23 protein-coding genes are annotated in these 26,020 nt (G+C 75.6%); 18 read left to right on the top strand and 5 right to left on the bottom strand.

What is annotated here, in order from left to right:
* Nucleotides 1-65: 65 nt before the first annotated feature.
* Nucleotides 66-629 carry a hypothetical protein gene (locus ACWF41_RS05975; RefSeq protein WP_380323815.1) on the top strand — a complete coding sequence of 188 codons (564 nt, stop codon included), beginning with the start codon at nucleotides 66-68 and terminating at the stop codon, nucleotides 627-629.
* Nucleotides 630-650: 21 nt separating this feature from the next.
* On the opposite strand, the gene ACWF41_RS05970 is transcribed toward ACWF41_RS05975, so the two are convergent.
* Nucleotides 651-1,166: a MarR family winged helix-turn-helix transcriptional regulator gene (locus tag ACWF41_RS05970; protein WP_380323818.1), complete on the bottom strand. Its 516-nt coding sequence runs from the start codon at nucleotides 1,164-1,166 to the stop codon at nucleotides 651-653.
* A gap of 113 nt (nucleotides 1,167-1,279) precedes the next feature.
* On the opposite strand from ACWF41_RS05970, the gene ACWF41_RS05965 reads away from it, so the two are divergent.
* From ACWF41_RS05965 to ACWF41_RS05950, 4 genes are all read left to right on the top strand, one after another.
* Entirely contained in the window at nucleotides 1,280-3,580 is a 2,301-nt protein-coding gene (locus ACWF41_RS05965; protein WP_380323821.1) for an LLM class flavin-dependent oxidoreductase, read from the top strand.
* Between the two features lie 60 nt (nucleotides 3,581-3,640).
* Nucleotides 3,641-4,702, top strand: a complete 1,062-nt coding sequence (gene mgrA, locus ACWF41_RS05960) for an L-glyceraldehyde 3-phosphate reductase (RefSeq protein WP_380323824.1) — start codon at nucleotides 3,641-3,643, stop codon at nucleotides 4,700-4,702.
* Nucleotides 4,703-4,784: 82 nt separating this feature from the next.
* A complete protein-coding gene (locus ACWF41_RS05955) occupies nucleotides 4,785-5,759 on the top strand; it encodes a PfkB family carbohydrate kinase (RefSeq protein ID WP_380317968.1) in 975 nt (324 codons plus the stop codon).
* Entirely contained in the window at nucleotides 5,756-6,394 is a 639-nt protein-coding gene (locus ACWF41_RS05950; protein ID WP_380317971.1) for a nucleoside/nucleotide kinase family protein, read from the top strand. Before ACWF41_RS05955 ends, ACWF41_RS05950 begins: the two co-directional genes overlap by 4 nt.
* A gap of 25 nt (nucleotides 6,395-6,419) precedes the next feature.
* Here ACWF41_RS05950 and ACWF41_RS05945 read toward each other — a convergent pair whose 3' ends face one another.
* Complete coding sequence (locus tag ACWF41_RS05945) at nucleotides 6,420-7,442, bottom strand: hydroxyacid dehydrogenase (protein WP_380317974.1); 1,023 nt, start codon at nucleotides 7,440-7,442, stop codon at nucleotides 6,420-6,422.
* A gap of 127 nt (nucleotides 7,443-7,569) precedes the next feature.
* Nucleotides 7,570-8,643 (bottom strand): substrate-binding domain-containing protein, encoded by a 1,074-nt coding sequence (locus tag ACWF41_RS05940; protein WP_380317977.1) that lies wholly within the window; start codon nucleotides 8,641-8,643, stop codon nucleotides 7,570-7,572.
* Between the two features lie 116 nt (nucleotides 8,644-8,759).
* Here ACWF41_RS05940 and ACWF41_RS05935 point away from each other — a divergent pair, with 116 nt between their 5' ends.
* Nucleotides 8,760-10,784: a DUF2264 domain-containing protein gene (locus ACWF41_RS05935; RefSeq protein WP_380317979.1), complete on the top strand. Its 2,025-nt coding sequence runs from the start codon at nucleotides 8,760-8,762 to the stop codon at nucleotides 10,782-10,784.
* 436 nt (nucleotides 10,785-11,220) lie between these two features.
* On the opposite strand, the gene ACWF41_RS05930 is transcribed toward ACWF41_RS05935, so the two are convergent.
* Nucleotides 11,221-11,694 (bottom strand): Lrp/AsnC family transcriptional regulator, encoded by a 474-nt coding sequence (locus ACWF41_RS05930; protein ID WP_380317982.1) that lies wholly within the window; start codon nucleotides 11,692-11,694, stop codon nucleotides 11,221-11,223.
* Between the two features lie 140 nt (nucleotides 11,695-11,834).
* Here ACWF41_RS05930 and ACWF41_RS05925 point away from each other — a divergent pair, with 140 nt between their 5' ends.
* The 11 genes from ACWF41_RS05925 (at nucleotide 11,835) to ACWF41_RS05875 (ending at nucleotide 24,761) form a co-directional block, all read left to right on the top strand.
* A complete protein-coding gene (locus ACWF41_RS05925) occupies nucleotides 11,835-13,103 on the top strand; it encodes a thiamine pyrophosphate-dependent dehydrogenase E1 component subunit alpha (RefSeq protein WP_380317985.1) in 1,269 nt (422 codons plus the stop codon).
* The gene (locus tag ACWF41_RS05920; protein ID WP_380317988.1) at nucleotides 13,100-14,122 is read left to right on the top strand and encodes an alpha-ketoacid dehydrogenase subunit beta; all 1,023 of its coding nucleotides are present in this window, start codon (nucleotides 13,100-13,102) and stop codon (nucleotides 14,120-14,122) included. The genes ACWF41_RS05925 and ACWF41_RS05920 overlap by 4 nt, the downstream gene beginning before the upstream one ends.
* On the top strand, nucleotides 14,122-15,546 hold the full coding sequence (locus tag ACWF41_RS05915; protein ID WP_380318036.1) for a dihydrolipoamide acetyltransferase family protein: 1,425 nt from the start codon (nucleotides 14,122-14,124) through the stop codon (nucleotides 15,544-15,546). The genes ACWF41_RS05920 and ACWF41_RS05915 overlap by 1 nt, the downstream gene beginning before the upstream one ends.
* Complete coding sequence (locus tag ACWF41_RS05910) at nucleotides 15,543-17,177, top strand: carboxyl transferase domain-containing protein (protein ID WP_380317991.1); 1,635 nt, start codon at nucleotides 15,543-15,545, stop codon at nucleotides 17,175-17,177. Before ACWF41_RS05915 ends, ACWF41_RS05910 begins: the two co-directional genes overlap by 4 nt.
* Nucleotides 17,178-17,182: 5 nt before the next feature.
* On the top strand, nucleotides 17,183-19,417 hold the full coding sequence (locus tag ACWF41_RS05905) for an acetyl/propionyl/methylcrotonyl-CoA carboxylase subunit alpha (protein WP_380317994.1): 2,235 nt from the start codon (nucleotides 17,183-17,185) through the stop codon (nucleotides 19,415-19,417).
* Nucleotides 19,414-20,601: an acyl-CoA dehydrogenase family protein gene (locus ACWF41_RS05900; protein ID WP_380317997.1), complete on the top strand. Its 1,188-nt coding sequence runs from the start codon at nucleotides 19,414-19,416 to the stop codon at nucleotides 20,599-20,601. Before ACWF41_RS05905 ends, ACWF41_RS05900 begins: the two co-directional genes overlap by 4 nt.
* Nucleotides 20,602-20,703: 102 nt before the next feature.
* Nucleotides 20,704-21,222 carry a MaoC family dehydratase gene (locus tag ACWF41_RS05895; RefSeq protein ID WP_380318000.1) on the top strand — a complete coding sequence of 173 codons (519 nt, stop codon included), beginning with the start codon at nucleotides 20,704-20,706 and terminating at the stop codon, nucleotides 21,220-21,222.
* Complete coding sequence (locus ACWF41_RS05890; protein WP_380318003.1) at nucleotides 21,219-22,163, top strand: HpcH/HpaI aldolase/citrate lyase family protein; 945 nt, start codon at nucleotides 21,219-21,221, stop codon at nucleotides 22,161-22,163. Before ACWF41_RS05895 ends, ACWF41_RS05890 begins: the two co-directional genes overlap by 4 nt.
* Nucleotides 22,160-22,924, top strand: a complete 765-nt coding sequence (locus tag ACWF41_RS05885; protein WP_380318006.1) for a CoA transferase subunit A — start codon at nucleotides 22,160-22,162, stop codon at nucleotides 22,922-22,924. The genes ACWF41_RS05890 and ACWF41_RS05885 overlap by 4 nt, the downstream gene beginning before the upstream one ends.
* Complete coding sequence (locus tag ACWF41_RS05880; RefSeq protein WP_380318009.1) at nucleotides 22,921-23,589, top strand: 3-oxoacid CoA-transferase subunit B; 669 nt, start codon at nucleotides 22,921-22,923, stop codon at nucleotides 23,587-23,589. Before ACWF41_RS05885 ends, ACWF41_RS05880 begins: the two co-directional genes overlap by 4 nt.
* The gene (locus tag ACWF41_RS05875; RefSeq protein ID WP_380318012.1) at nucleotides 23,586-24,761 is read left to right on the top strand and encodes an acetyl-CoA C-acyltransferase; all 1,176 of its coding nucleotides are present in this window, start codon (nucleotides 23,586-23,588) and stop codon (nucleotides 24,759-24,761) included. The genes ACWF41_RS05880 and ACWF41_RS05875 overlap by 4 nt, the downstream gene beginning before the upstream one ends.
* Nucleotides 24,762-24,774: 13 nt before the next feature.
* On the opposite strand, the gene ACWF41_RS05870 is transcribed toward ACWF41_RS05875, so the two are convergent.
* Entirely contained in the window at nucleotides 24,775-25,215 is a 441-nt protein-coding gene (locus ACWF41_RS05870) for an anthrone oxygenase family protein (RefSeq protein WP_380318015.1), read from the bottom strand.
* 79 nt (nucleotides 25,216-25,294) lie between these two features.
* On the opposite strand from ACWF41_RS05870, the gene ACWF41_RS05865 reads away from it, so the two are divergent.
* Nucleotides 25,295-25,882 (top strand): TetR/AcrR family transcriptional regulator, encoded by a 588-nt coding sequence (locus ACWF41_RS05865; protein WP_380318018.1) that lies wholly within the window; start codon nucleotides 25,295-25,297, stop codon nucleotides 25,880-25,882.
* Nucleotides 25,883-26,020: the final 138 nt, after the last annotated feature.

Raw genomic sequence — 26,020 nt, 5'->3', positions numbered from 1 at the left:
CGTGCTGCGTGAACGGTGGGACCCGGTGGTGATCCGGACCGCGACGGGAGGCTAGCATCGGCCGCGTGTCGACGATGACCACGGCGCGGGACACCCCGCGGACCACCCCGTGCGCGGGCCGCCGCGTCGCGCTCACCACGTTCCTCGGGATCGCCGCCGCCTCCGTCGTGGCGGGGATCTGGCCGGTCACCGGGACGGCCACGACCTGGTTCCCGGCGCTCGCCGTCCCGCCGGCGCTGGGCCTGCCCTCCCTGCTGCCGCCGCTGCGGCTCGCGCCGCTGGGCGAGACCACCTGGGCGTTCTGGGCCGCCGACACCGCGGGCGTCGTCGTCCTCCTGCTGGCCGCCGCCCTGCAGCTGCGGCACGTCACCCGCGCCCGGCCCGAGCCGGGCCCCGGCCGGGCGTTCGGCCGCGGCGTGTGGACGTGCGTCGTCGCCGTCGTCGCGGGGAACCTGGTGCGGTCCGTGTACGGCGGCTTCGCCGTGCACGCCGGCCTCGGCGCGTACGCCGGTCAGGTGGTCGGGGGAGTGCTGGTCTCCGCCCTGACCGGGGCGCTGCTCGGGCTGGTCGTCGGCCTCGCCGCCGCCGTGGCGGCCGTCGTCGGGAGGCGGGAGCCGGCCGCGGGCTGAGCTCGATTCCTCCCCGAGTCGTCAGGAGGGATCGACGGCGCGCGCGACGACGGCGCAGCGGTCGTCGCCCGGCGCGGCGCCCGTGGCGGCGCGCACGAGCAGGTGGCGCAGGGCGTCGCGCTCGGCGCCGTCGAGCCCGGCGAGCAGCTCGTCCTCGGCCGTGCGGACGCGGGCGTCCAGGTCGGCGAGGACGGCGCGGCCGTGGTCGGTCACGACGATGCGGCGCGCGCGCCGGTCGGCGGGGTCCGGCTGCCGCTCGACGAGGCCGCAGCCGGCGAGCTCGTCGAGCAGGTAGGTCATCACGGTGCGGTCGATGCCGAGGCGGGCGGCGAGAGCTGCCTGCGTGGGCGGGGCGTCGCGGGTCACGGCGGCGAGCACCTCGTAGCCGCGCCCGCCGTGCGGCACGTCCTCGCACGCCGCGGCGACCCGGGCGCTCCACTCACGCAGCAGCGCGGCGAGCGACCAGCCCAGCGGGGACGGGTCGACGGCGGCCGCCGCGCCGCGGGGGCGGCGGGTCCGGTCGGTGGTGGTGCTCACCCCGCCATCGTACGGGGAATGGGCGGTCGGCAAGAAGAGTTGCCGCTGATATCGTCTGTCTGACAGACGATCTCCCGCCGCGGCGGGAGCGGTCCTCCCCGCGAAAGGCCCCCATGACGGACTACGGCCACGACCTGGTCTTCGGCACGTTCCTCACCCCGACCAACCGCGACCCGCAGCAGCCGGTGCGGCTCGCGCAGGTCACCGAGGCGGCCGGGCTCGACCTGGTGACGTTCCAGGACCACCCGTACCAGCCCGGGTTCCTCGACACCTGGACGCTGCTGTCGTGGGTGGCCGCGCAGACCGAGCGGGTGACCGTCGCGGGCAACGTGCTCAACCTGCCGCTGCGGCCGCCGGCCGTGCTCGCGCGAGCCGTCGCGTCCCTCGACCTGCTCTCCGGCGGCCGGGCGGCCCTCGGCCTCGGCGCCGGCGGGTTCTGGGACCCGATCGTCGCGATGGGCGGCACCCGCCTCACGCCGGGGGAGTCCGTGGACGCCCTCGACGAGGCGCTCGACATCATCCGCGGCATCTGGGACGGGCAGGAGCGCCGGGCGCTGCGCGTCGAGGGCGCCCACCACCGCGTCGTCGGCGCCAAGCGTGGGCCCGAGCCGGCCCACGACGTCCCCATCTGGCTCGGCGCGCTCAAGCCCCGCATGCTGCGCCTCATCGCCCGCAAGGCCGACGGCTGGCTGCCGTCGCTCGCATACCTCAAGGACGGCGACCTGCAGCGCGGGCACGCGATCATCGACGAGGCCGCCGAGGAGGCAGGCCGCCACCCGGCCGAGATCCGGCGCCTGCTCAACGTGCAGGGCGCCGTCACCGACCAGCCGCGCGGCTTCCTCCAGGGGCCCGTGGAGCAGTGGGTCGACGAGCTGGCGGCCCTCGCCCTCGAGGACGGCATCGGCACCGTGATCCTCGCGGCCGACGACCCGACCCTCGTCCAGGTGTACGGGCAGGAGGTCGCGCCCGCCGTGCGCGAGCTGGTGGCGCGGGAGCGCGCGTCGTCGGGCACGGCCCCGGCGGCGTCCCAGCGCGGTGCGCGGGCGATCGCCCTGCGCCGACCGGGCATCGACTACGCCTCCGTGCCCGCGGCGCTGGCGGCCACCGCCGTCGAGCCCGGCGACCGCGCCTACGACGGCGTGCGGCACAACTACCTGCGCTCGGGCGCGCCCGGCCTCGTGCTGCGGCCGCGCACGACGGCGGAGGTCGCCGAGGCGGTCTCCTGGGCGCGCACGCAGGACGTGCCGCTCGGCGTGCGGTCGGGCGGGCACGGCATCAGCGGCCGGTCGACCAACGACGGCGGGATCGTCGTCGACCTGGGCGCCCTGGACCAGGTCGAGGTGGTCGACGAGGCCACGCGGCGGGTGCGGGTCGGCGTCGGCGCCACGTGGGGCCGCGTCGCCGAGGCGCTGGCTCCCCGCGGCTGGGCCATCAGCTCGGGCGACTCCGGCGGCGTGGGCGTCGGCGGGCTCGCCACCGCGGGCGGCGTCGGCTTCCTGGGCCGCCTCTACGGGCTGACGATCGACCACGTCGTCGCGGCCGAGGTCGTCACCGCGGACGGGCGCGTGGTGCGCGCGTCGGCCGACGAGGTCCCCGACCTGTTCTGGGGCCTGCGCGGCGCGGGCGGCAACCTCGGCGTCGTGACGTGGGTCGAGATCGAGGCGATGCAGCTCGGCGATCAGGGGGCCGTCGTCTTCTCCCAGATGACGCTCGACGCGACCGACGTCGCGGGCACCCTCGAGCGCTGGGGCGCCGTCGTCGAGTCCGCGCCGCGCGAGCTCACCAGCTTCCTCATCCTGTCCCCGGGCCGCCGCGGCCGCCTCGCCGACGGCAGCGACGACCAGGGCCCGGTCGCCCAGCTCATGACCGTGTGGGCGGGCGACGACACGGACGCCGCCGTCGAGCAGCTCGAGCGGCTCGCCGGGGCCGGCCCGCTGCTGGCCCACCAGGCGTACCTGCTGCCGTACGCGGGCGTCGTGCAGGCCGGAGACAAGCACCACCAGGGCGGCGGGGACCCCGCCGTCCGGTCCGGGCTGGTCGCGCACCTGGACGCCGCGACGTCGCGCGCCTTCGAGAGACTGGCGCTGTCGGGCGAGGCGTACTTCCTGCAGGTCCGCGCGACCGGCGGCGCCTCCCACGACGTCGAGCCCGGCGCGACGGCGTACGCCCACCGGCACCAGAACTTCCTGCTGTCGGCGATGTCGTCGTCGCAGGACCGGCTCGACGCCGTGTGGGACGACGTCATGGCCCCGTACACCGACGGGCTGTACCTGTCGTTCGACACCGACACCCGCCCCGAGCGGCTCGCCGACGCCTTCCCCGGGGCGACGCTCGACCGCCTGCGCGAGGTGAAGCGCGACTGGGACCCGGACAACGTGTTCCGCGCCAACTTCCCGGTGCCGCCCGCGTCCTGACCCCGGCCTCCTGACGCGACCGCGCTCACAACGAGGCGGGGCATGCGCGAGGATGGGGCCATGCCTCTCGCACCTCGGTACCTGGCCGACGACGCCCGCTACGAGTCGATGACCTACCGCCGCACCGGCCGCTCCGGCCTGGACCTGCCCGCCCTGTCGCTGGGCCTGTGGCACAACTTCGGCGACACCACGCCGTTCGACACGCAGCGAGCCATCCTGCGCCGCGCGTTCGACCTCGGCGTCACGCACTTCGACCTGGCCAACAACTACGGCCCGCCCTACGGCTCGGCGGAGGAGAACTTCGGCCGCCACCTGGCCAAGGACCTCGCGCCGTACCGCGACGAGCTCGTCATCTCCACCAAGGCCGGCTACGACATGTGGCCGGGCCCGTACGGCGACCACGGCTCGCGCAAGTACCTGCTCTCCTCGCTGGACCAGTCGCTGACCCGCATGGGCCTGGACCACGTCGACGTCTTCTACCACCACCGGCCCGACCCCTCGACGCCGCTCACCGAGACGATGGGCGCCCTCGCGTCCGCCGTCCAGCAGGGCAAGGCGACGTACGTCGGCGTCTCGAACTACTCGCCGTCCCGCACCCGCGAGGCCGCGCAGGTGCTCGCCGACCTGGGCGTGCCGCTGCTCATCCACCAGCCCAGCTACTCGATGTTCAACCGGCACGTGGAGATCGCGGACCGCGAGGACGCGTACGACGGCCGCCAGAGCGAGTCCCTGCTCGACGTCGTCGAGGACCTCGGCGTCGGCACGATCGTCTTCTCGCCGCTGTCGCAGGGCCTGCTCACGGGCCGGTACCTGGGCGGCACCGCGCCCGAGGGCTCGCGCGCGGCCCGCAGCGACTCGCCGTTCCTGTCCTCGTCCAACCTCACCGACACCTATCTGGAGCGCGCCCGGGCGCTGAACGCGATCGCGGAGGGCCGCGGCCAGACGCTCGCCCAGCTCGCCCTGTCGTGGGTGCTGCGCGACGACCGCGTGACGTCGGCGCTGATCGGCGCGTCGTCGGTGGCGCAGCTGGAGGACAACGTGGCCGCGCTGCGCGCCCCGGCCCTCACCGACGAGGAGATTGCCGAGATCGAGCCGCACGCCGTGGACGGCACGGGCCGCTGAGAAGGGTTGTGGGCGCTCGTTTGGCGCTATTCAGTCCCGCGAAAGCGTCAAACGAGCGCCCACAACGGAGAGGGGAGGGCCGATGGTGGTCTGCTGGTTCGTCGGGCTGACGACGCTCGACGTCGTGCACCGGGCGTCGTCGCGACCGGGACCGGACGAGAAGGTCACGGCCGTGCGGCAGGACGTCGCGGCCGGCGGTCCCGCGGCCAACGCGGCGGTCACGGCGGCGGCCCTCGAGGCGCACGCCGTCCTGGTGAGCGCGCTGGGCGCCGGGCCCGTCGCGCAGGCGGCGCGGGCCGACCTCGACGACTGCGAGGTGCAGGTGCACGACGTCGCCGGCCCGGACGAGGAGTTCCCGCTCGCCGTCTCGGCCGTCCTCGTCGACGACGTGACGGGCCAGCGGTCCGTGGTCTCGCCCGACGCCGCCCTCGTCGACGTGCCCGCCCCGCGCCCGGACGAGATCGCGGGGCTGCCGCGGCCCGACGTCGTGCTGCTCGACGGTCACCACCCGCAGATCGCGCGGGCCGTGCTGGCCCACGTCACCGAGCTGCGCCCCCGGCCGCTGGTCGTGCTCGACGGCGGCCGGTGGCGGCCCGTGTTCGCGGACCTGCTGCCCGCGGCGGACGTCGCGGCGCTCAGCGCCGCCTTCACCGTGCCGGCCGAGTTGACCCCCGGCACCGCCGACGCCGCGCACGGCGCACTGCTGCTGGGGGCGAAGGCGGTGGTCGTCACCCACGGGGGCGACGCCGTGACCTGGGCCCGGTCGCGGCGCGCCGACGACGGGGCCGTCGTGCCGGGCGAGCGCGGCACGGTGCCGGTCCCGGAGGTCGACGTGCAGGACACGCTCGGCGCGGGTGACGTGTTCCACGGCGCGCTGGCCGTGGCCCTCGCCCGCGGGGAGGACCTGCCCCACGCCTGCGCCACGGCGGTGCGCGTGGCGAGCACGCGGGTGCGGAAGGTCGGCCCGCGGTCCTGGCTCGCGCACCTGCCGGAGCTTTCCGGGCCACACGGGGGTACGGGCCGACCTGGGTCCGACGGCTCGCGGGGCGAGGGGTGACGGTCGCGGCGACGACGACGGACCTCGTCGCGCGCGCCCGACGGCTGGCGGTGCCGGGCGAGCGGCGAGTGCTGGGCGTCGTCGGCCCGCCGGGGGCGGGGAAGTCCACGCTCGCGCGCGCGGTCGTCGAGGCGCTCGGGCCGGGGCTCGCCGTCGAGGTCGGGATGGACGGCTACCACCTGTCGAACGCCGTCCTCGCGGACCTCGGCCGCGGCGACCGCAAGGGCGCCATCGACACGTTCGACGACGCCGGGTACGCGGCCCTGGTGGCGCGGCTCGCGGACGCCCGCCCCGGCGACCCGCCCGTGTACGCCCCCGTCTTCCGCCGCGAGATCGAGGAGCCCGTCGCGGCGGGCGTGGCCGTGGCGTCCGCCGTGCCGCTGGTCGTGACGGAGGGCAACTACCTGCTCGCGCCCACCGGCGCGTGGCCGCGGGCGCGGGCGCGGATGGCGGAGGTCTGGTACCTCGACGTCCCCGACGACGTGCGGCTCGCCCGCCTCGAGGAGCGGCACCACGCGTTCGGCAAGAGCCGCGACGACGCGCGCCGCTGGGCGCACGGCTCCGACCAGGTCAACGCGGAAGCGGTCGCCGCCACGCGCGCCGCGGCCGACGTCGTCGTCCGCTGGACGGCGTGACCGCCTGACCCTTCGGAGCGGAAGGTCAGGCCGTGCGGTCGAGGAGGGCGCGGTCGACGGGAGCGGCGAGCGGCTCGCCGGCCAGGAGCCGCAGCACCTCGTCGACGGCGAACGCTCCCATGCGGTGCAGCTCCAGCCCGATCGACCCCGCGACGTGCGGGGTGAGGAGCACGTTCGGGTGGTCGTACAGCGGGGAGTCGGCGGGGAGGGTCTCGGGCGTCGTCACGTCGAGGACGGCGTAGACCCGTCCCGCGACGACGGCCTCGGTGAGCGCGGCGGTGTCCACGAGGGCGCCGCGCGCGGTGTTCACGAGGGTCGCGCCGGGGCGCATCGTCGCGAGGCGCCGGGCGTCGACGAGGTGGTGGGTCTCGGGCAGGTCCGGGGCGTGCAGGGTCACGACGTCGCTGCCGGCCACCAGGGTGTCCAGGTCGACGAGCCGCGCGCCCAGCGCCGCGGCCGTGGCCTCGTCGGCGTACGGGTCGCTGAGCAGGAGGTCGAGGTCGAACGGCGCGAGCAGCTCCAGCACGCGTCGCCCGATCCGCGACGCCCCGACGACGCCGACGGTGCGGCGGTAGTTGCCGGCGTCGGGCACCTCGACGCTCCAGTCCTCCGCACGGCGGTCGGCGCGGTAGCGCGCCGCGATCGGCCAGATCCGCTTGTTGGCGAGCAGGATCGTCGCGACGGTGTACTCCGCGACGGGCTGCGCGTTGACGCCGGCCGCGGTGCTGACGGGCAGGCCCGCGTCCCAGAACTCGGGCGGCAGGTGGTGCCGCACGGAGCCGGCGGCGTGCACGACGCCGCGCAGCCCGGGCGAGAGGGACAGCGCCTCGCGCGTGATCGGCGGGCAGCCCCAGCCGGTGAGCAGCACGTCCGTGCGGGCGAGGACGTCGCGGGCGGCGTCGTCGGTCAGGTCGTGCAGCACGCCCGGCTCGAGGCGGGCGACGGCGCGCAGCCGGTCCAGGTCCTCGGTGGCGAACAGCCGGTCGGGCAGCCCCGGCTGCATGGCCAGGGTCACCGTGGGAACGCTCGGGGTGCTGCCGGGCTGCATGGTCTCTCCTCGTGGCGGGCCTCGTGGCGGGCCCCATCGCGGGCCCCGTCGCGGGCCGTCGTCCGCCATTCTCCGCAGGCCCGGCCGAGCGGGGTCAACCACATCCGTGCAGAACGAACAGAGTCGGTCACGCGGGCGTCGTCGGGGCGGACGTCGAGGCCCGCACGACGAGCCTTGGCAGCAGCGTGACCTGCTGCGTCGCGGGGGACGGCCCGCGCGACAGCCGTCGCACGGCGAGGTCGACGGCGGCGGCCCCGACGTCGTGCTTCGGCGGTGCGACCGCCGTCAGCGGCACGGGGGCCAGCGCAGACATCTCGTCGTCGTAGGCGACGATCGACAGGTCCTCGGGGACGCGCACGCCGAGGTCGGCCGCGGTGCCGAGCAGCGCGAGCGCGTCGTCGTCCGCGTGCACGAGGAGGCCGCGGGTACCGGTCTCGGCGCACCGGCGCAGCAGGTCGGCGAGCCGGCGGTCGCGCGCGGCGATGCCGTCGGCCTCCGTGGCGAGCCCGACCGGCGGGAACCCGGCGGTCGCGATCCCGCGGCGGTCCGTGGCGTCGTGGAAGCCGTCGGCCAGCCATGGCGCGGTGGCCGTCGACGTCCGCACGGCCAGGCCCACCGTCCGGTGCCCGAGGTCCGCCAGGTGCTCGACGGCGAGCCGGGCGCCCGCCGCGTGGTCGGTGCGCGCGTACTCGACGTCGGGCCCGTCCCACCACCGCTCGACGAGGACCACCGGGACGCGGGCGGAGGCGAGCCAGCGCGGCGGCTCGTCCTGCGGGGGCCGCGCGGTCGCGACCAGCAGCGCGTCGGCGCCCGCGCGCAGCATCCGCTCCACGAGGCGCGCCTCCTCGTCGACGTCGTACCGGGACACGGCGAGGACCAGGCGCATCCCCGCCCGCGCCGCGGCCACCTCCGCCCCGGCCACGACGCTGCGGTAGTAGTAGCGCGACGCGGGCAGGATCATCCCGAGCGTGGCGAGCGGCCGCCGCGACCCGGCGCCCCCCGCGGGCAGGGTGGCGCCGCCGTGCACCCGCTCCAGCTCGCCCGCGTCGACGAGCGTCGTGATGTCGCGGCGGACGGTCACCTCGGAGACGCCGAGGCGCCGCGCGAGCTCCGCCACCTTCACGAAGCCGCGCAGGCGGGCCTCGTTGCGGATCAGGTCGTGCCGGTGCGCCGCCAGGCCCGGGCCGCGTGGGTCGTTCATGGCGGCGAGCCTACGAGCGATGTTCGGGTCTGCACGACCTCCTTGCCCGCCGTGGACACGGACCGGTTGACTCGACGCGAGCGCCCGAGGTGGGCGTCCGCGACGAGGGGGACACGGTGGGCGAGACGGGCCGGGCGGCAGGGACGACGATCGAGGGCGCGGGGCACGACCTCGCCCCGATCACCGGGTGGACGCGGGAGCGGTGGGCGGACCTCGCGGACCGAATGCTGCTGGCGGTGCGGCCGTACGCCTCGGAGGGTCACGCGCGCGTCGTGCTCCCGGGCGCGCCCGGCGGGCTCGGTACGGACGTGGACGGGCTCGAGGGGTTCGCGCGGACGTTCCTCGCGGCGGGCTTCCGGCTGGCCGGCGAGCGCGGCGCCGACCCGCTCGGGCTCGCCGACTGGTACGCCCAGGGGCTGGCCGCGGGGACGGACCCGGCGTCCCCCGAGCGCTGGCTGCGCCCGGACGAGCACGGCCAGGCGAAGGTGGAGGCGGCGTCGATCGCCCTCGTCCTCGACCTCACGCGCCCCTGGTTGTGGGACCGCCTGGACGCCGGCGTGCAGGAGCGGGTGGTCGACTACCTCGGCACGGTCGTCGGCGACGACGGGTACGCGGACAACAACTGGGTCTGGTTCCGGATCGTCACCGAGCAGTTCCTCCGGTCGGTCGGCGGCCCGTGGTCGGCCGAGGACATGGAGCGCGACCTCGCCCGGCACGAGGACTTCTGGCGCACCGACGGCTGGTACTCCGACGGGCCGCAGCGCAACTACGACCACTACGTCGGCTGGGCGATGCACCTGTACCCCGTGCTGTGGTCGCGCATGGCGGGCGCGCAGGACCTCGCCGCGCCGCGCACGGGCGCGTACCTGGAGCGCCTCGACCGGTTCGTGGCCGACGCCGTGCACCTCGTCGGGGCGGACGGCTCGCCGCTGGTCCAGGGCCGCAGCCTGGTCTACCGCTTCGCGGCCGCGGCGCCGTTCTGGGTGGGCGCGCTCGCCGAGGTGCCGAGCACGTCGCCGGGCCTGCTGCGCCGGGCGGCGTCGGGCGTCGTGGGCCACTTCGTCGACCGCGGCGCCCCCGACGAGCGCGGCCTGCTCACCCTCGGCTGGCACCACGAGTGGCGCGCGATGGCGCAGGCGTACTCCGGCACCGGCTCGCCGTACTGGGCGAGCAAGGGCCTGCTGGGGCTCGCGCTGCCCGCCGACCACCCGGCGTGGATCGCGCCGGAGGAGCCGCTGCCGGTCGAGACCGGCGACACGCTGCTGGTGGCCCGCGCCCCGGGCTGGGCCGTCGCGGGGACGCGCGACGACGGCGTCGTGCGCGTCTACAACCACGGCACGGACCACGCGTCCGAGGGCGACGAGACCGGCGACTCGCCGCTGTACGCGCGGCTCGGGTACTCCACGGCGACGGCTCCCCTGCTGGACGCCGAGGGGTGGACGGACCCGCTCGACCAGTCCGTCGTGCTGCTCGACGCCGAGGGTCGCGCCACGCACCGCACGGGATTCCGGACGCTGGAGGTCCGCACGACGTCCGCGGTCGACGGCGACGGCGGTGCCGCCGTGCTGGCGTCCCGGGCGCACGCCGACTGGCTGGACGCGGAGCCTGCCGCGTTCGACGCCGGCTCCGGGCGCGGCGGCGCCGTGCGCGCCGCGGGCACGATCACGACGGTGAGCGTGGTGCGCGGCGCATGGGAGGTGCGGCTGGTCCGCGTCGAGGACGCGGTGCCGGAGGCCGTCGCGCTGCGCGTCGGCGGGTGGCCGGTCAGCGGGGACGACGCCCGGCCGGACGGACCGCGCGCAGCCCGCGCGGGCAGGCTGGTGTCGACGCTCGTGCCCGTCGCCCCGTCGGCTCCCGCGAGCGCGGGCCCCGATGGCGTCCCGGACGTCCCGGTGTGGCTCGCCGGCGTGGCCACAGCGCATGACGCCACCCCGCTGGGGTCGCGCACCACGACCCCCTGGGCGACGGTCGAGCCCGTTCCCCTCGCGCGGTGGTGCGCGGTGGTCGTGGGGCTGCACGGCGGGGCGGCCGTGTCGGACCTGCCGGACGTCGAGGTCGTGGACGGGCGGGCGGCACCGTCGGAGGTCCGCGTGCGCTGGCCGGACGGCGCCCTCACGAGCGCGGCGCTCCCGGCGGGCTGAGCGACGCTCGACCGTCCGCCCTTCGGCGCGGCGTGTCGCCCGGAATGTCGCGAGATCGCGGACGTTGTTGTTTTTCGTGCTGTCGGCAGATCGGGAGTTGTGCTCGCGCCGGTGTCACCGATCCGCCTCAGGCCAAATTTCTTCCTGGACGGGAGCATCGACGGCCAGGCCGGACCTCGTCCTGCCCGGCAGGAGATGCCTGGCGGGCGGGAGTCGCGCCGGCGTTCGCGGACAAGATCCGGCCCTGCGGGTGATTCGTGCTGAGTGGGAACCGTGCCGGCGTTCGCGGACAAGATCCCGCGCTGCGGGAGATTCGCGCTGTGCGGGATCCGCGCCGGGGGCGCGGGACGAAGTGCGGCGCTGCGGACAGCGCGAAAAATGAGAACGTCCGTGAGCTCGCGACATGCCGGGGGACACGCCGGGCGCCGCGGCCGGCTCAGAGCGCCCGGCGCGCCTCGTCGATGAGGGGCCGGATCCGGTAGGGGATGAGCTCGCCCATCGACAACGACGTCTCGGTGCGCTCGACGCCGTCGATGGCGAGGATGGCGGCGTCGATGCGGAACAGGTGGTCGGTGTCCCGGCACACCACCTGCACGCGCAGGTCGGCGGTGCCGCTGCGGCCGAACGCCTGCACCACCTCCGGGACCTGGCGGAGCGCGTCGACGATGCGGCCGAGCTCCTTCTGGCGCACCTCGACCTCGAGGAACGCGGTGAGGGGGTGACCCAGGAACTGCGGGTTGACCCGCCGGTCGAAGTCCAGGAAGGCGCCGGCCTCCTCCAGCCTCGCGAGCCGCGCGTGCACCGTGTTCCGAGACAGCTTCAGGCGTTCCGCGAGCGCGGCGATCGTGGCCCTCGGGTCCTCGGCGAGGGCCGTCAGAAGACTCAGGTCCACGGCGTCGTAGCTGCGCACATCGACCAGCCTAGCGGGGGAGGGCTGAGCACTCTGCGCAGTGCGTCGTGAGGTGCTGGTCGCGCCCTGTGAGCGGCGTTACGTTCGCGGTATCCGGCGCTCGACGAGGAGCTACCGGCGACACGCGAGGTGAGGCGACGATGCCCAGCACCATGGGTTCGACGTCCCGCGACGACCTGTCACGAGCGGGCGGAGCGCGGACGGAGACGGCGTCCGGAACGACGGACGGCACGACGACACAGAGCACGACCGGCAGCACCGACGACGGCACGAGGGACGGGGCGGACACCACCCTCCGGCTCCTCGACGAGAAGGGCGTGCGACACCCCGACGCGGGGCTCGACCGCTGGCTGACGGACGTCGACGCGGGCACCGACGAGGCGCGGGCGACCCTGTTGGGGCTGTACGAGGAGATGGTCGTGGCCCGGCGCGTGGACGCCGAGGCGACGGCGCTGCAGCGGCAGGGCGAGCTGGCCCTGTGGCCGCCGCTGCAGGGCCAGGAGGCCGCGCAGGTGGGCTCGGCCGCGGCGCTGCGGGGCGACGACTTCGTCTTCTCCAGCTACCGCGAGCACGCCGTGGCCCGCAAGCGCGGGGTGTCCCCGGTGGACCTGCTGCGCGTGTGGCGCGGGATCACGGCGTCGGGCTGGGACCCGTACGCGGTGAACATGGCGACGCCGCAGGTCATCATCGGCGCGCAGGCCCTGCACGGCGTGGGCTACGCGCTGGGGATCCAGGCCGACGTCGCGCGCGGCGTCGTCGAGCCGGGTGAGGACGGGTCGGCGGCCGTCGTGGCGTACGTCGGCGACGGCGCGATGAGCCAGGGCGACGTCAACGAGGCGTTCGTGTTCGCCGCCACCTGGCAGGTGCCGCTGGTGCTGTTCTGCCAGAACAACCAGTGGGCGATCTCCGAGCCGGTGACGCTGCAGTCGGCAGTGCCGCTGGTGCGCCGGGCCGGGGGCTTCGGCGTCCCGGGCGTGCGGGTGGACGGCAACGACGTCCTCGCCGTCCTCGCCGTGACCCGCGAGGCGCTGCACCGCGCGCGCACCGGCGGCGGCCCCACGTTCGTCGAGGCCGTCACCTACCGCATGGGCCCGCACACGACCGCCGACGACCCCACCCGCTACCGCGACGCGTCCGAGCTGGCCGCGTGGGCCGAGCGCGACCCGATCGCGCGGCTCGCCGCCTACCTGCGGTCCGCCGGCCTGCTCACGGACGACGACGAGGCGCGGGTGCGCGGGGTGGCGGACGCCGTGGCCGCCGAGCTGCGGGCCGGCGTCGTCGCCCTGGAGGACCCGCCGCCGCTGAGCGTCTTCGACCACGTGTACGCGCAGGAACACCCGACGGTCGCCGCCGAGCGTGCGGAGCACGCGGCGTTCCTGGCCGGCTTCGCCGAGGGGAGCGACCGATGACCACCCAGACGCTCACCGTCGCCAAGGCGCTCGGCGCCGGGCTGCGCCGCGCGATGACCGACGACCCGTCGGTCATGGTGCTCGGCGAGGACATCGGCCGGCTCGGCGGCGTGTACCGCGTGACCGACGGGCTGCAGGCGGAGTTCGGGCCGCGCCGCGTGGTGGACACGCCGCTCGCGGAGTCCGGCATCCTCGGCACCGCCGTCGGCCTCGCGTACCGCGGCTACCGGCCCGTGGTGGAGATCCAGTTCGACGGCTTCGTGTACGTCGCGTTCGACCAGATCGTCAGCCAGCTCGCCAAGATGCACGCCCGCACGAACGGGGCGGTGAAGCTGCCCGTGACGATCCGCATCCCCGTGGCCGGCGGCATCGGCGCGGCGGAGCACCACTCGGAGTCGCCGGAGGCGTACTTCGTGCACACGGCCGGGCTGCGCGTGGTGTCGGTGTCGAACCCGCAGGACGCGTCCACGGTGCTGCTCCAGGCGATCGCCTGCGACGACCCCGTGGTGTTCTTCGAGCCCAAGCGGCTCTACCACGTCAAGGGCGAGGTGGACCCTGACCTGCCGCTCGACGACGCGGCCCCCATGGGCACCGCGCGGGTGGTCCGGCCGGGCGCCGACGTCACCCTGGTGACGTTCGGGTCGCACGTCGCGACCGCGCTCGACGCCGCCGTCGCAGCGTCCGACGAGGGCGTCTCGGTCGAGGTCATCGACCTGCGCTCCCTGTCGCCGATCGACCACGACACGGTCGCCGCCTCCGTGCGGCGCACCGGCAGGCTGGTGGTGCTGCACGAGGGGCCGCGGCAGGCGGGCGTCGGCGCCGAGATCGTCACGAGCGCCACCGAGCGCTGCTTCGACTTCCTCGAGGCCCCGCCCGTCCGCGTCACCGGGTACGACATCCCGTACCCGCCCGCCAAGCTGGAGGGCACCCAGGTGCCCGACCTCGACCGGGTGCTCGTCGGCATCGACCGCGCCCTCGGGCGTGCGACGTCGGACGCCGGCGTGGAGGTGGGAGCGTGATGGCGACGCGCGAGTTCAAGCTGCCCGACCTGGGCGAGGGGCTGACCGAGTCCGAAGTCGTCGAGTGGCGCGTGGCGGTGGGCGACGCCGTCGAGCTCAACCAGGTGATCGCCGAGGTGGAGACCGCCAAGGCGCTCGTCGAGCTGCCGTCGCCGTGCGCCGGCGTCGTGCGGGTGCTGCACGCCGAGGAGGGGCAGACCGTCGAGGTCGGCGAGCCGCTGGTCACCTTCGACCTGTCAGGATCAGGTGCACCGGAACCTGCACCTGGCCCTGACAAGTCCAGGGGGTCGGCGGGGGAGGACGGCCCGGAGCCGAACCTCGTCGGGTACGGTGCCCGGCCCGCGCGCACGGGTCGCCCGGCGCGGCGCCGGCGGCGGGACGTGCCGGTCGCTGCCGTTCCCGCACCGTCCGCGACGACGACGTCGGCCCCGGGGGCGTCCGCGAACGGCGTCGCGTCCGCGCCGTCGTCGGACGGGCGCGCGGAACGCCCGCGCTCGACGCCGGTGGTCCGGGCCCTGGCGCGGCAGCGCGGCCTCGATCTGGCCACGATCACGGGCACCGGCCCGCACGGGCGCATCACGCGCGAGGACGTCGAGGCGGCGTCGGCCCCGTCGTCGTCCGCGGCCCCGTCGTCGGCCCGTGCTGCGTCGCTCCCGGCGGCGGCCGGCGAGACGCGCACGCCGGTGCGCGGGGTGCGCAAGTACACCGCCGCGGCGATGGTGGCGAGCGCGGCGGCCCCGCAGGCGTCCGTGTTCCTCACCGTGGACGTCACGGCGAGCATGGAGCTGCTGGCCCGGCTCAAGACGCACCCGATGGCGGGCGGGCAGCGGATCACCGTGCTGGCCCTGGTCGCGCGGGCCCTCCTCGCGCTGCTCCCGCAGCACCCGTCGCTGACGAGCCGCTGGGTGGACCTGCCGGGCGGCGAGGCGGAGATCGTGCGGCCCGCGCACGTGAACCTCGGCATCGCCGTCGCCACGGACCGCGGACTGGTGGTGCCGCACGTGCCGGCGGCGGACACGCTGTCGTTCACGAGCCTGGCCGCGGCGCTCGCGGACCTCACGACGACGGCCCGCGCCGGCCGCACCACGCCGGAGCGGCTGACGGGCGGCACGCTGACCATCACGAACGTCGGCGTCTTCGGCGTCGACGCGGGCACGCCGATCCTCAACCCGGGCGAGCCCGCCATCCTCGGCCTCGGCCAGGTGGTCCGCCGCCCGTGGGAGCACGACGGCGCGGTAGCCCTGCGCCAGGTGACGACGCTCAGCCTCACGTTCGACCACCGCGTGGTCGACGGCGAGCAGGGCGCCCGCTTCCTGGCCGAGCTCGGCGCGGTGCTCGCCGACCCCGGGCTCGCCCTCCTGCTCGGCGGCGACGCCGCGACCGACACACCGACCGACACACCGACCGAGAGCGAGGCCTCGTGACCGTCCTCGACTCGACCGTCGACCCCCGCGCCGACGCCGCGCGCGCCAACGACGAGGCCCAGCGGGCGCTCGCGGACCGGCTCCGCGAGCGCACCGCGGCGGCCGCCCTCGGCGGCACGCAGCGGGCGCGGGACCAGCACGTCTCGCGCGGCAAGCTGCTGCCGCGCGACCGCGTGGCCCGGCTGCTCGACGAGGGGAGCCCGTTCCTCGAGGTCGCGCCGCTCGCGGCGTTCGGCGTGGACGACGGGGCATGGCCGGGCGCGGGCGTCATCGCCGGCATCGGGCTGGTGAGCGGGCGGCAGGTGATGGTGGTCTGCAACGACGCGACCGTCAAGGGCGGCACCTACCACCCGCTCACCGTGAAGAAGCACCTGCGGGCGCAGGAGATCGCGCTGGAGAACCGGCTGCCGTGCGTCTACCTGGTGGACTCGGGCGGCGCGTTCCTGCCCCGGCAGGACGAGGTGTTCCCCGACCGCGACCACTTCGGCCGGATCTTCTACCACCAGGCGAAGCTGTCGGCGGCGCGGGTCCCGCAGATCTCGGCGGTGCTCGGCTCGTGCACGGCGGGCGGCGCGTACGTGCCCGCGATGAGCGACGAGACCGTCATCGTGCGGGAGCAGGGGACGATCTTCCTCGGCGGGCCACCGCTGGTGAAGGCCGCGATCGGCGAGGACGTGTCGGCCGAGGAGCTGGGCGGCGGCGAGCTGCACGCCCGGCGGTCCGGCGTCGTCGACCACCTCGCCGAGGACGACGAGCACGCGCTCGACATCGTCCGCGACATCGTGAGCACGCTGCCGCCCGACCCCGAGCCGGCGTGGGACGTCGCGCCGTCCCGGGAGCCGGTCGTCGACCCGCAGGGCCTGTACGCCGCCGTGCCGGTGGACGTGCAGCAGCCGTACGACCCGCGCGAGGTGATCGCCCGGATCGTCGACGGCAGCGAGCTGCACGAGTTCAAGCCGGAGTACGGCACCACGCTCGTCACGGGGTTCGCGCGCATCCACGGGCACCCCGTCGGGGTGCTGGCCAACGCGGGCGTGCTGTTCCGCGAGTCGGCGCTCAAGGGGGCGCACTTCGTGGAGCTGTGCGACCAGCGCGGCATCCCGCTGCTGTTCCTGCAGAACATCTCCGGCTTCATGGTGGGGCGCGACGCCGAGGCGGGGGGCATCGCGAAGGACGGCGCCAAGATGGTCACGGCCGTCGCGACGACCCGCGTGCCGAAGCTGACCGTGATCGTGGGCGGCTCGTTCGGCGCCGGGAACTACGCCATGTGCGGGCGGGCGTACTCGCCGCGCTTCCTGTGGTCGTGGCCCGGGTCGCGGATCTCCGTGATGGGCGGGGCGCAGGCGTCGTCCGTGCTCGCCACGGTGAAGCGCGACCAGCTCGCGCGCCGCGGCGAGGAGTGGGACCCGGCCGAGGAGGAGTCCTTCCGCGCGGGGATCCGCGACGGCTACGAGGTGGCCGGCGACCCGTACCACGCGACGTCGCGCCTGTGGGACGACGGCATCGTCGACCCGCCCGACACCCGCAGGGTCCTCGGCCTCGCGCTGGGCGTGTGCGCCCGCACGCCGTTGCCCGGAGGCTCCCCGACCGCCCCCGACGACGAGCCCCGCTTCGGGCTCTTCCGGATGTGATCGCGATGGGGACTCGAGAGCTCACCACCGTGCTCGTCGCCAACCGCGGCGAGATCGCGTGCCGCGTCATCGGCACGCTGCGCCGTCTGGGGATCCGGTCCGTCGCCGTGTACTCGGACGCCGACTCCGGCGCCCGGCACGTGCGCGAGGCGGACGTCGCCGTCCGGCTCGGACCGGCGCCGGCCGCGCAGAGCTACCTGGACGTCGAGGCCGTGGTCGCGGCCGCCGTCGCGGCCGGCGCCGACGCGATCCACCCCGGCTACGGCTTCCTGTCCGAGAACCCGGCGCTCGCCCGGGCGTGCGAGCGCGCCGGGATCGTCTTCGTCGGGCCGCCCGTCGCCGCCGTGGAGACGATGGCGGACAAGGCGGCGGCGAAGCGGCTCGTCGCGTCCCACGACGTGCCCGTGCTGCCCGGCACGCTCGACGACGGTCTCGACGACGCGGCCCTGGTAGGGGCGTCGGCCGATGTCGGGTTCCCGCTGCTGGTCAAGCCCGTCGCGGGCGGCGGCGGCAAGGGGATGGAGGTGGTGCGCGCGGCGGACGAGCTGCCGGGCGCGCTGGCCTCGGCCCGGCGCGTGGCTGCCTCGTCGTTCGGCGACGACGGGCTGCTGCTCGAGCGGCTCGTCGAGCGGCCGCGGCACATCGAGGTGCAGGTGCTCGCCGACACCCACGGCACCGTCGTGCACCTCGGCGAACGCGAGTGCACGCTGCAGCGCCGCCACCAGAAGGTGGTGGAGGAGGCGCCGTCGCCCGCCGTCGACGACGCGACCCGCGCCCGGCTCGGGGAGGCCGCGTGCGCGGTGGCGCGGTCGGTCGGCTACGTGGGCGCCGGGACCGTCGAGTTCCTGGCGCCCGGCGACGACCCGAGCACCTTCTGGTTCATCGAGATGAACACCCGCCTGCAGGTGGAGCACCCGGTGACCGAGCTGGTCACGGGCCTCGACCTGGTGGAGCTGCAGCTGCGCGTCGCGGCGGGCGAGCCCCTCCGCCTCGCGCAGGACGACGTCACCCTGCGGGGGCACGCCGTCGAGGCCCGGCTGTACGCCGAGCAGCCCGCGCGCGGGTTCCTGCCCGCCGCCGGCCGCGTGCTGCGCTACGACGACGCCGGCGTCCCCGCCGGCCCCGGCGCCACCCCCCTGCGGCTCGACAGCGGGCTGCTGCCCGGCGCGGAGGTGACCGGCGACTACGACCCGATGCTGGCCAAGGCCGTCGCCTGGGCGCCCACCCGGGCCGAGGCGGTCGCGCGGCTCGACGGGCTGCTCGCCGACGTCGTCGTGCTGGGGGTCGAGACCAACGCCGGCTTCCTGCGCGACCTGCTCGCCGACGACGACGTGCGCGCCGGACGTCTCGACACCGGCCTCATCGACCGCTTCGTCACGCAGCTGTCAGAGTCAGGCCGGGGTATACCGCCACGTGGCTCTGACAGCTCGGCGGGGCTGGTGGCGTCGGCGCTGCTCGCTCTCGACGGCGCCACGCTCGCGGCGACCGGCCCGTGGTCGGCCGCCGACGGCTTCCGCCTCAACGGAGCGCCCGCGCCACGGCGCCTGACGCTCGTCGACGCGACGGGCGCCGAGTGCGCCGTCGCGGTCACCGGGACGCCCGACGACGCCGTCGTCACCCTCGACGACGGCGCGCAGGTCCGCGCCTCCCTGCGCCCGACGGGTGACGCGAACGACGGCCGCCACCTGCTCACCGTCGACGGCGTCACCCGGCCGCTGGTCGCTGCTGTGAGCGGAAGACACGCCCTCGACACACCGACCGAACGGGCCAATCGCCCGCTCACAGCGACGCCCGCGGTGGTGTGGGTGCACGTGGACGGGCGGGCGCCGTCGTTCACGGTGCTCGACCGCGCCGCGCTGGCCGCACGGCGGCGGGCGGAGCGCGCGCTCACCGGAGGTGCCGACGACGGCACGCCGCGGTCCGCCGCGGTGCGCGTCGCGATGCCCGGCACGGTGTCCGCGGTGCCCGTCGCGGACGGCGACGTCGTGGCGGCGGGCCAGCCCCTCGTCGTCGTCGAGGCGATGAAGATGGAGCACCCGCTGCTCGCGCCCGTCGCCGGCGTCGTGCGCGTCGACGTCCGCGCGGGCGACCAGGTGCGCCTCGACCAGGTCGTCGCCGTCGTCGATCCGACCACCGAACAGCCTGTCGACCCACCCGTCGACACCGCCGAAGACCACGCTCCCGCGCCGGCAGACCCCGCCGTCGCGGCAGCACACTCCGACACCCGAGGAGCGTCATGATCAGCGAGACCCAGTCCACCGTGCTCACCGACGAGCAGCGGAAGCTCAGCGCCGTGGTGCGCGAGTTCGCGGACGAGGTGGTGGCGCCCGCCGCCTACCGCTACGACAACGAGCGGCGCCTGCCGGTCGAGATCATCGCCCAGATGGGCGAGCTCGGGCTGTTCGGCCTGCCGTTCCCGGTGGACGTGGGCGGCCAGGGCAAGGACTACGTCTCGCTGTGCCTCGCCGTCGAGGCGCTCGCGCGAGTGGACCAGTCGATCGCGGTGACGCTCGAGGCCGGCGTCGGGCTGGGGATCATGCCGATCTTCCGGCACGGCACCGAGGAGCAGAAGCAGCGCTGGCTCCCGGACCTGGTGAACGGCCGGGCGCTGGCGGCATTCGGGCTGACCGAGGCGGGGGCCGGGTCCGACGCCGGGGCCACGCGCACCACGGCACGCCGGGACGAGAGCACCGGCGAGTGGGTGATCGACGGCTCCAAGCAGTTCATCACCAACTCCGGCACGCCGATCACCAGCGTCCTCACCGTGACGGCGGTGACGGGAGAGCGGACCGACGCGGACGGCCGCGTGCACAAGGAGCTCTCGTCGTTCCTCGTGCCGTCGGGCACGCCGGGCCTCGTCGTCGGCCCCAGCTACGACAAGGTCGGCTGGCACACGTCGGACACCCACCCGCTGACGCTCGACGGCGTCCGGGTCCCCGCGGGGAACCTGCTGGGCGAGCAGGGGCGCGGGTACGCGAACTTCCTGCGCGCGCTCGACGAGGGCCGCATCGCCTTCGCCGCGCTCGCGACGGGCGCGGCGCAGGGCTGCCTCGAGGAGGCGCTGCGCTACGCGAAGGAGCGCGAGGTCTTCGGGCACGCGATCGGCAGCAACCAGCACATCGCGTTCACGCTGGCGCGGATGCAGGCGCGCGTGCACTCGGCGCGGCTGTGCTGGCTGGACGCCGCGCTCAAGCAGGTGCACGGCAAGCCGTTCAAGGCCGAGGCGTCGGTGGCGAAGCTCGTGGGGGGCGAGGCCGCGATGGCGAACGCCCGCGACGCGTCGCAGATCTTCGGCGGCTACGGCTTCCTCAACGAGAACGCGGTGGCCCGGCACTACCGGGACTCCAAGATCCTCGAGGTGGGCGAGGGCACCACCGAGGTGCAGCTCATGATCATCGCCCGCGACCTGGGGCTCGCGTCGTGAGCCCCGGCCGGGTGCCGAACAGGCACCTGACACCGTTATGGCGTCGTTCGACGCCCCATCAGGGTGTCAACTGCCTGTTCGGCACGGAGGAAGGGGCACGCCATGCGTGACGAGGTGCAGCGCGGTCTGTACTACGACGAGCTGGAGACCGACGTGCGGTACGTGCACCGGCCGGGCCGCACGATGACGGAGGCGGACGACGTGCTGTTCACGTCCGTCACGATGAACCCGCAGGGGCTGCACCTGGACGCGGCCTGGGCGGCGACGCAGCCGTTCGGACGCCCCCTGGTGAACTCGATGCTCACGCTGGCCACGCTGGTGGGGCTGTCGGTGGCGCACCTGACGCGAGGCACCCTCGTGGCGAACCTGGGCTTCACGGAGGTCGCGTTCCCGCACCCGATGTTCCACGGCGACACCCTGTACGGGGAGACGACGGTGACCGACCGGCGGCCGTCGCGCTCGCGCCCGGGGCAGGGGATCGTCACCGTGGAGCACGTGGGACGCAACCAGGACGGCGACGTCGTGGCGCGGGCCGTGCGCACCATGCTGATGTGGACCCGCGAGGGGCACGAGGAGCACGAGCACCGGCTCGCGGCGGAGCACGGCGAGGGAGTGCTGTGAACCCCGCCCCGTTCACCCTCGGCCCGGCGCTGCTGTTCTGCCCCGCGGACCGGCCGGACCGGTTCGCGAAGGCCCTGGACCGCGCGGACGCGGCGATCCTCGACCTCGAGGACGCCGTCGCGCCCGGCCGCAAGGAGGCCGCCCGCGCCGCGCTGGTGGAGACCGCGCTCGACGCGGCCCTCGACCCCGGGCGGGTGGTCGTGCGGGTCAACGCCGTCGGCACCCGGGACCACGACGCCGACCTGGCCGCCCTGGCGCGCACGCCGTACCGCACGGTGATGCTGCCGAAGGCGGACGGCCGCTTCGTCGGCCCGCTGCTGGCGCCGGACGGGCGCCCCTACGCCGTCGTCGCCCTGTGCGAGACGGCCGCGGGAGTGCTCGCGGCGCCCGCGCTGGCCGCGCGGCCCGACGTCGTGGCGCTCGCCTGGGGGGCCGAGGACCTCGTGGCGTCCCTGCACGGCACCTCCAGCCGGGGCGCCGACGGCGGGTACCGCGACGTCGCCCGGCACGCCCGGTCCGCGGTGCTGCTGGCCGCCAGCGCGGCGGGGAAGGCGGCGATCGACGCCGTGCACCTGGAGCTCGACGACCTGGCCGGGCTGCGCGCCGAGGCGCTCGACGCCGCGGCCAGCGGGTTCGTCGCGTCGCTGTGCGTGCACCCCAGCCACGTGGCGGTGGTGCGCGCGGCGTTCGCGCCGTCGGAGGCGGAGGTGGAGCGGGCGCGCGAGGTGCTCGCCGCGGCGTCGGGGCGGGCGGAGGCTCTCGCCGACCTCGCCGGTGACGAGGGGAGGGGTGGGGCGGCCGACGCCGGCGTGCTCACGGTGGGCGGGCAGATGGTCGACGCGCCGCTCCTGCGGCACGCCGAGGCGGTGCTGCGGCGTGCGGAGCAGGCCGAGCAGGGCACCGACGGACGTACGGTCGAGGAGAACGGGGGAGCACGATGACGGTGTCGAGGACGGCGGACCGGCTGCAGCCCAGCGCCGTGGCAGCGCTGGAGGGCCTGCTGCACGACGGCATGACGATCGCCGTCGGGGGCTTCGGCCTGAGCGGCAACCCGAACGACCTCATCGAGGCGGTGCGCGACTCGGGGGTGACGGACCTGACGATCGTGTCCAACAACATGGGCGTGGACGGCAAGGGCCTGGGCATCCTGCTGGAGAACGACCAGGTGCGGCGCGTGCTCGCCTCCTACGTGGGGGAGAACAAGCTGTTCGCGCAGCAGTACCTGGACGGCGCGCTCGAGGTCGAGTTCGTGCCGCAGGGCACGCTCGCCGAGCGGCTGCGGGCGGGCGGCGCGGGGATCCCGGCGTTCTACACGCCCACCGGGGTGGGCACCCCCGTCGCCGAGGGCAAGCCGGTCGACGAGATCGACGGCCGCCGGTACGTGCTGGAGCGCGCCATCGTGGCGGACCTGTCCCTGGTGCACGCGCGGCGCGCGGACCGGTTCGGCAACCTCGTCTACCGGTACACGGCGCGCAACTTCAACCCGGTGGTCGCGACGGCCGGGCGGGTCACGGTCGTCGAGGCGGAGGAGATCACCGACGAGCCGATCGACCCGGACGTCGTGGTGACGCCGGGCATCTACACGCACCGCCTCGTGCTGGCGCGCGAGCGGGTCAAGGACATCGAGCAGCGCACGGTGCGCCCGGCGCCGGACAGGGCACAGGACACGGCGGACGCGACGACGGCGGGAGGTGCGGCATGACCTGGACGCGCGACGAGATGGCCGCCGTGGCGGCCGCCGAGCTGCACGACGGCGACTACGTCAACCTCGGCATCGGCATCCCGACGCTGGTGGCGAACCACCTGCCGCCGGGCGTGGGGATCACCCTGCAGAGCGAGAACGGACTGCTCGGCATCGGCCCGTTCCCGGTCGAGGGCACCGAGGACGCCGACCTCATCAACGCCGGCAAGCAGACCGTCACCGCGGTGCCGGGGGCGAGCTACTTCGACGCGGCCGCGTCGTTCGCGATGATCCGCGGCGGCCACGTCGACATCGCGATCCTCGGCGCGCTGCAGGTGTCCGCGACCGGCGACCTGGCGAGCTGGACCGTGCCCGGCAAGCTCGTCAAGGGCATGGGCGGGGCCATGGACCTCGTGGTCGGCGCGCGGCGCATCGTCGCGCTCATGGACCACGTGGCCCGCGACGGCACCCCCAAGCTGCGCAGCCGCTGCACGCTGCCGCTGACGGGGGAGGGCGTCGTCGACCGGATCGTCACCGACCGCGCCGTGCTGGACATGACCGACCACGGGCTGGAGGCCGCGTTCGTGCTGCGCCGGCTCGCGCCCGGGGTGAGCGTCGACGACGTGCGCGAGGCCACCGAGGCGGAGGTCCTCGTGGAGCTGGAGCAGGAGGGGATCAGGTCATGAGCGTGATCGTGGGGTACCGGCGGACGGCGTTCGTGCGCTCGAACGGGGCGTTCGCCACCGTGCCGGCGACGGCGCTGGGTGCGCACGCGCTGGCGGGGGCGCTCGCGGCGGCGGGCGTCGCGCCCACCGAGGTGGACGTCGTCGTGGGCGGGCAGGTGCTGCAGGGTGGCGCCGGGCAGAACCCGGCCCGGCAGGCGGGCGTCGGCGCGGGGGTGCCGATGACGGTGCCGGCGATCACGCTCAACGCCGTCTGCCTGTCCGGGGCGGAGGCGGTGACGCAGGCGCACCGGCTCATCGCGGGCGGGGAGGCGCAGGTGGTCGCCGTCGTCGGGATGGAGTCGATGACGCTCGCGCCGCACGCGTGGGTGGGCTCGCGGGCCGGGCAGAAGTTCGGCCCGGTGGAGCTGATCGACACGATGGCGCACGACGGGCTGACCGACGCCTTCGAGCAGGACTCGATGGGGCTCAGCACGGAGCGGCACGGCGAGGCGATGGCGGCCGCGGCGTGGAACACCCGCGCGGCGCAGGACGACCTGGCCCTGGCGTCGCACACCCGGGCCGCGAAGTCGGCGGAGCTGCTGGCCGAGGAGATCGTGCCCGTCGAGGTGCCCGGGCGCCGCGGCGCCGTGGTCGTCGACATGGACGACGGCGTGCGGCCGGACTCCACGATCGAGGGGCTGGCGCGCCTGCGGCCCGCGTTCCGCGAGGACGGCACGATCACGGCGGGCAACGCGTCGCAGATCTCCGACGGCGCGGCGGCGCTGGTGCTCATGGCCGACGACGTGGCCGCTGCCCGCGGCCTGACCGGGGTGCGGGTGCGGTCGCACGCGTTGGTCGCGGGGCCCGACGTCGGGCTGCACGCCCAGCCCGCCAACGCGATCACCGCGGCCTGCGAACGGGCCGGCCTGTCCCCGCGCGACCTCGCCGCCGTCGAGATCAACGAGGCGTTCGCCGCCGTCGTGCTCGCCTCGGTGGACATGCTCGGCCTCGACCCGGAGCTGGTGAACGCCCATGGCGGCGCCATCGCGCTGGGGCACCCGATCGGCGCGTCCGGCGCCCGCGTCGTGGGGCACCTGGCGCGGCGGCTGGAGCTGCTCGGGCCCGGGTCCGTCGGCGTCGCCGCGCTCTGCGGCGGCGGTGGCCAGGGCTCGGCGGTGCTGCTGGAGGCCTGACGGCCGCGGTGCCTCAGCGGGCCGCGGCGACGGTCACGAGCACGAACGCGCCGACGATCAGGGCGAGCCGCACCAGGTGCAGGCGGTCCCAGCGGGTCGACTGCTCGCGGTGGTCCGCCGGCGCCGTCTCGGGCGTCCAGGTCTTGCCGCGCTGGTTGATCGGGACCAGCAACGTGATCGACAGGACGACGCTCACCAGCATCAGCGCCAGGGCCGTCCACGCGAGAGCGGCGGCTCCGGTGGTCACCAGCGCGGTGCCGGCGATGAGGAGCGTCGACCCGATGTACCAGGGCGGCATGGCGCGCCCGAGCATCCGGCCGCCGTGGGCGCGGGCGAGCACCCGCGCGTCCTCGGGAAGGGCGTCGGCGATCGGGTTGATGACGAATGCGACCGACAGCTCCACCCCCACCATCAGCCCGGTGACGACGACGGCGACGATCGGCAACCACTCCATGACGACCTCTTCCTCAGCGACGGATCTAGCAGTGCTAGGGAACATATCAGCGATTCGCTAGCGGTGCTAGGGTCAGGTCATGACGACCCCCGCAGCCGCCCGCCGAGCACGCCAGGTCACCGAGCGCCGGGAGCGCATCGTCGCCGCGGCCCGTGCCCTCGCCGAGGAGCAGGGGTGGGAGGCCGTGACGACGCGGCGGCTCGCGGACGCGATCGAGTACAGCCAGCCGGTGCTCTACGGGCACTTCCCGCGGGGGCGGACCGAGATCGTCACGGCGGTGGCGCTCGCCGGCTTCGAGGAGCTGGCGGCCGCGCTCGCGCCGGCGGCGCAGGGGGAGCATGGGTCGGACGCCGACCGGGTGCGCGCGCTCGTGGTGGCCTACCTCGAGTTCGCCGCGCGCCACCCGGCCACCTACGACGCGATGTTCCTGCTGCCCGTCGTCGTCCCGTTCGCCGCGGACGACACCCCGGCGGTCATGAAGGAGGGCTTCGCGGCGATCGCCGGGACGCTCGCCGGGCTGCGCCGGCCGCCGGCCGACCCCGCCACGGCGGCCGAGGTGCTCTGGAGCGCCGTGCACGGCCTCGCCTCCCTGCACCGGGCGGGCCGGCTCTCCGCCGACGCCGACGACCTGCGCGTCGACGCGCTGGTGCGGGCCTTCGCCGGCTGAGCGCCCGCGGAACCCCGGCTACGGCCCGGGGCGGACATAGCGCGAGCGGGGGGGGGGGGGGGAACGAGACCGCGGGGGCCCGCCCGCCCCCCCCCCCCCCCCCCCCGGACCACCCCCCCCACACAAACACCACACCCC

Source organism: Isoptericola sp. NPDC055063, from assembly GCF_053608125.1.
The sequence above is the reverse complement of the archived record's forward strand: the minus strand, read 5'-3'. Positions and strand labels throughout refer to the sequence as shown.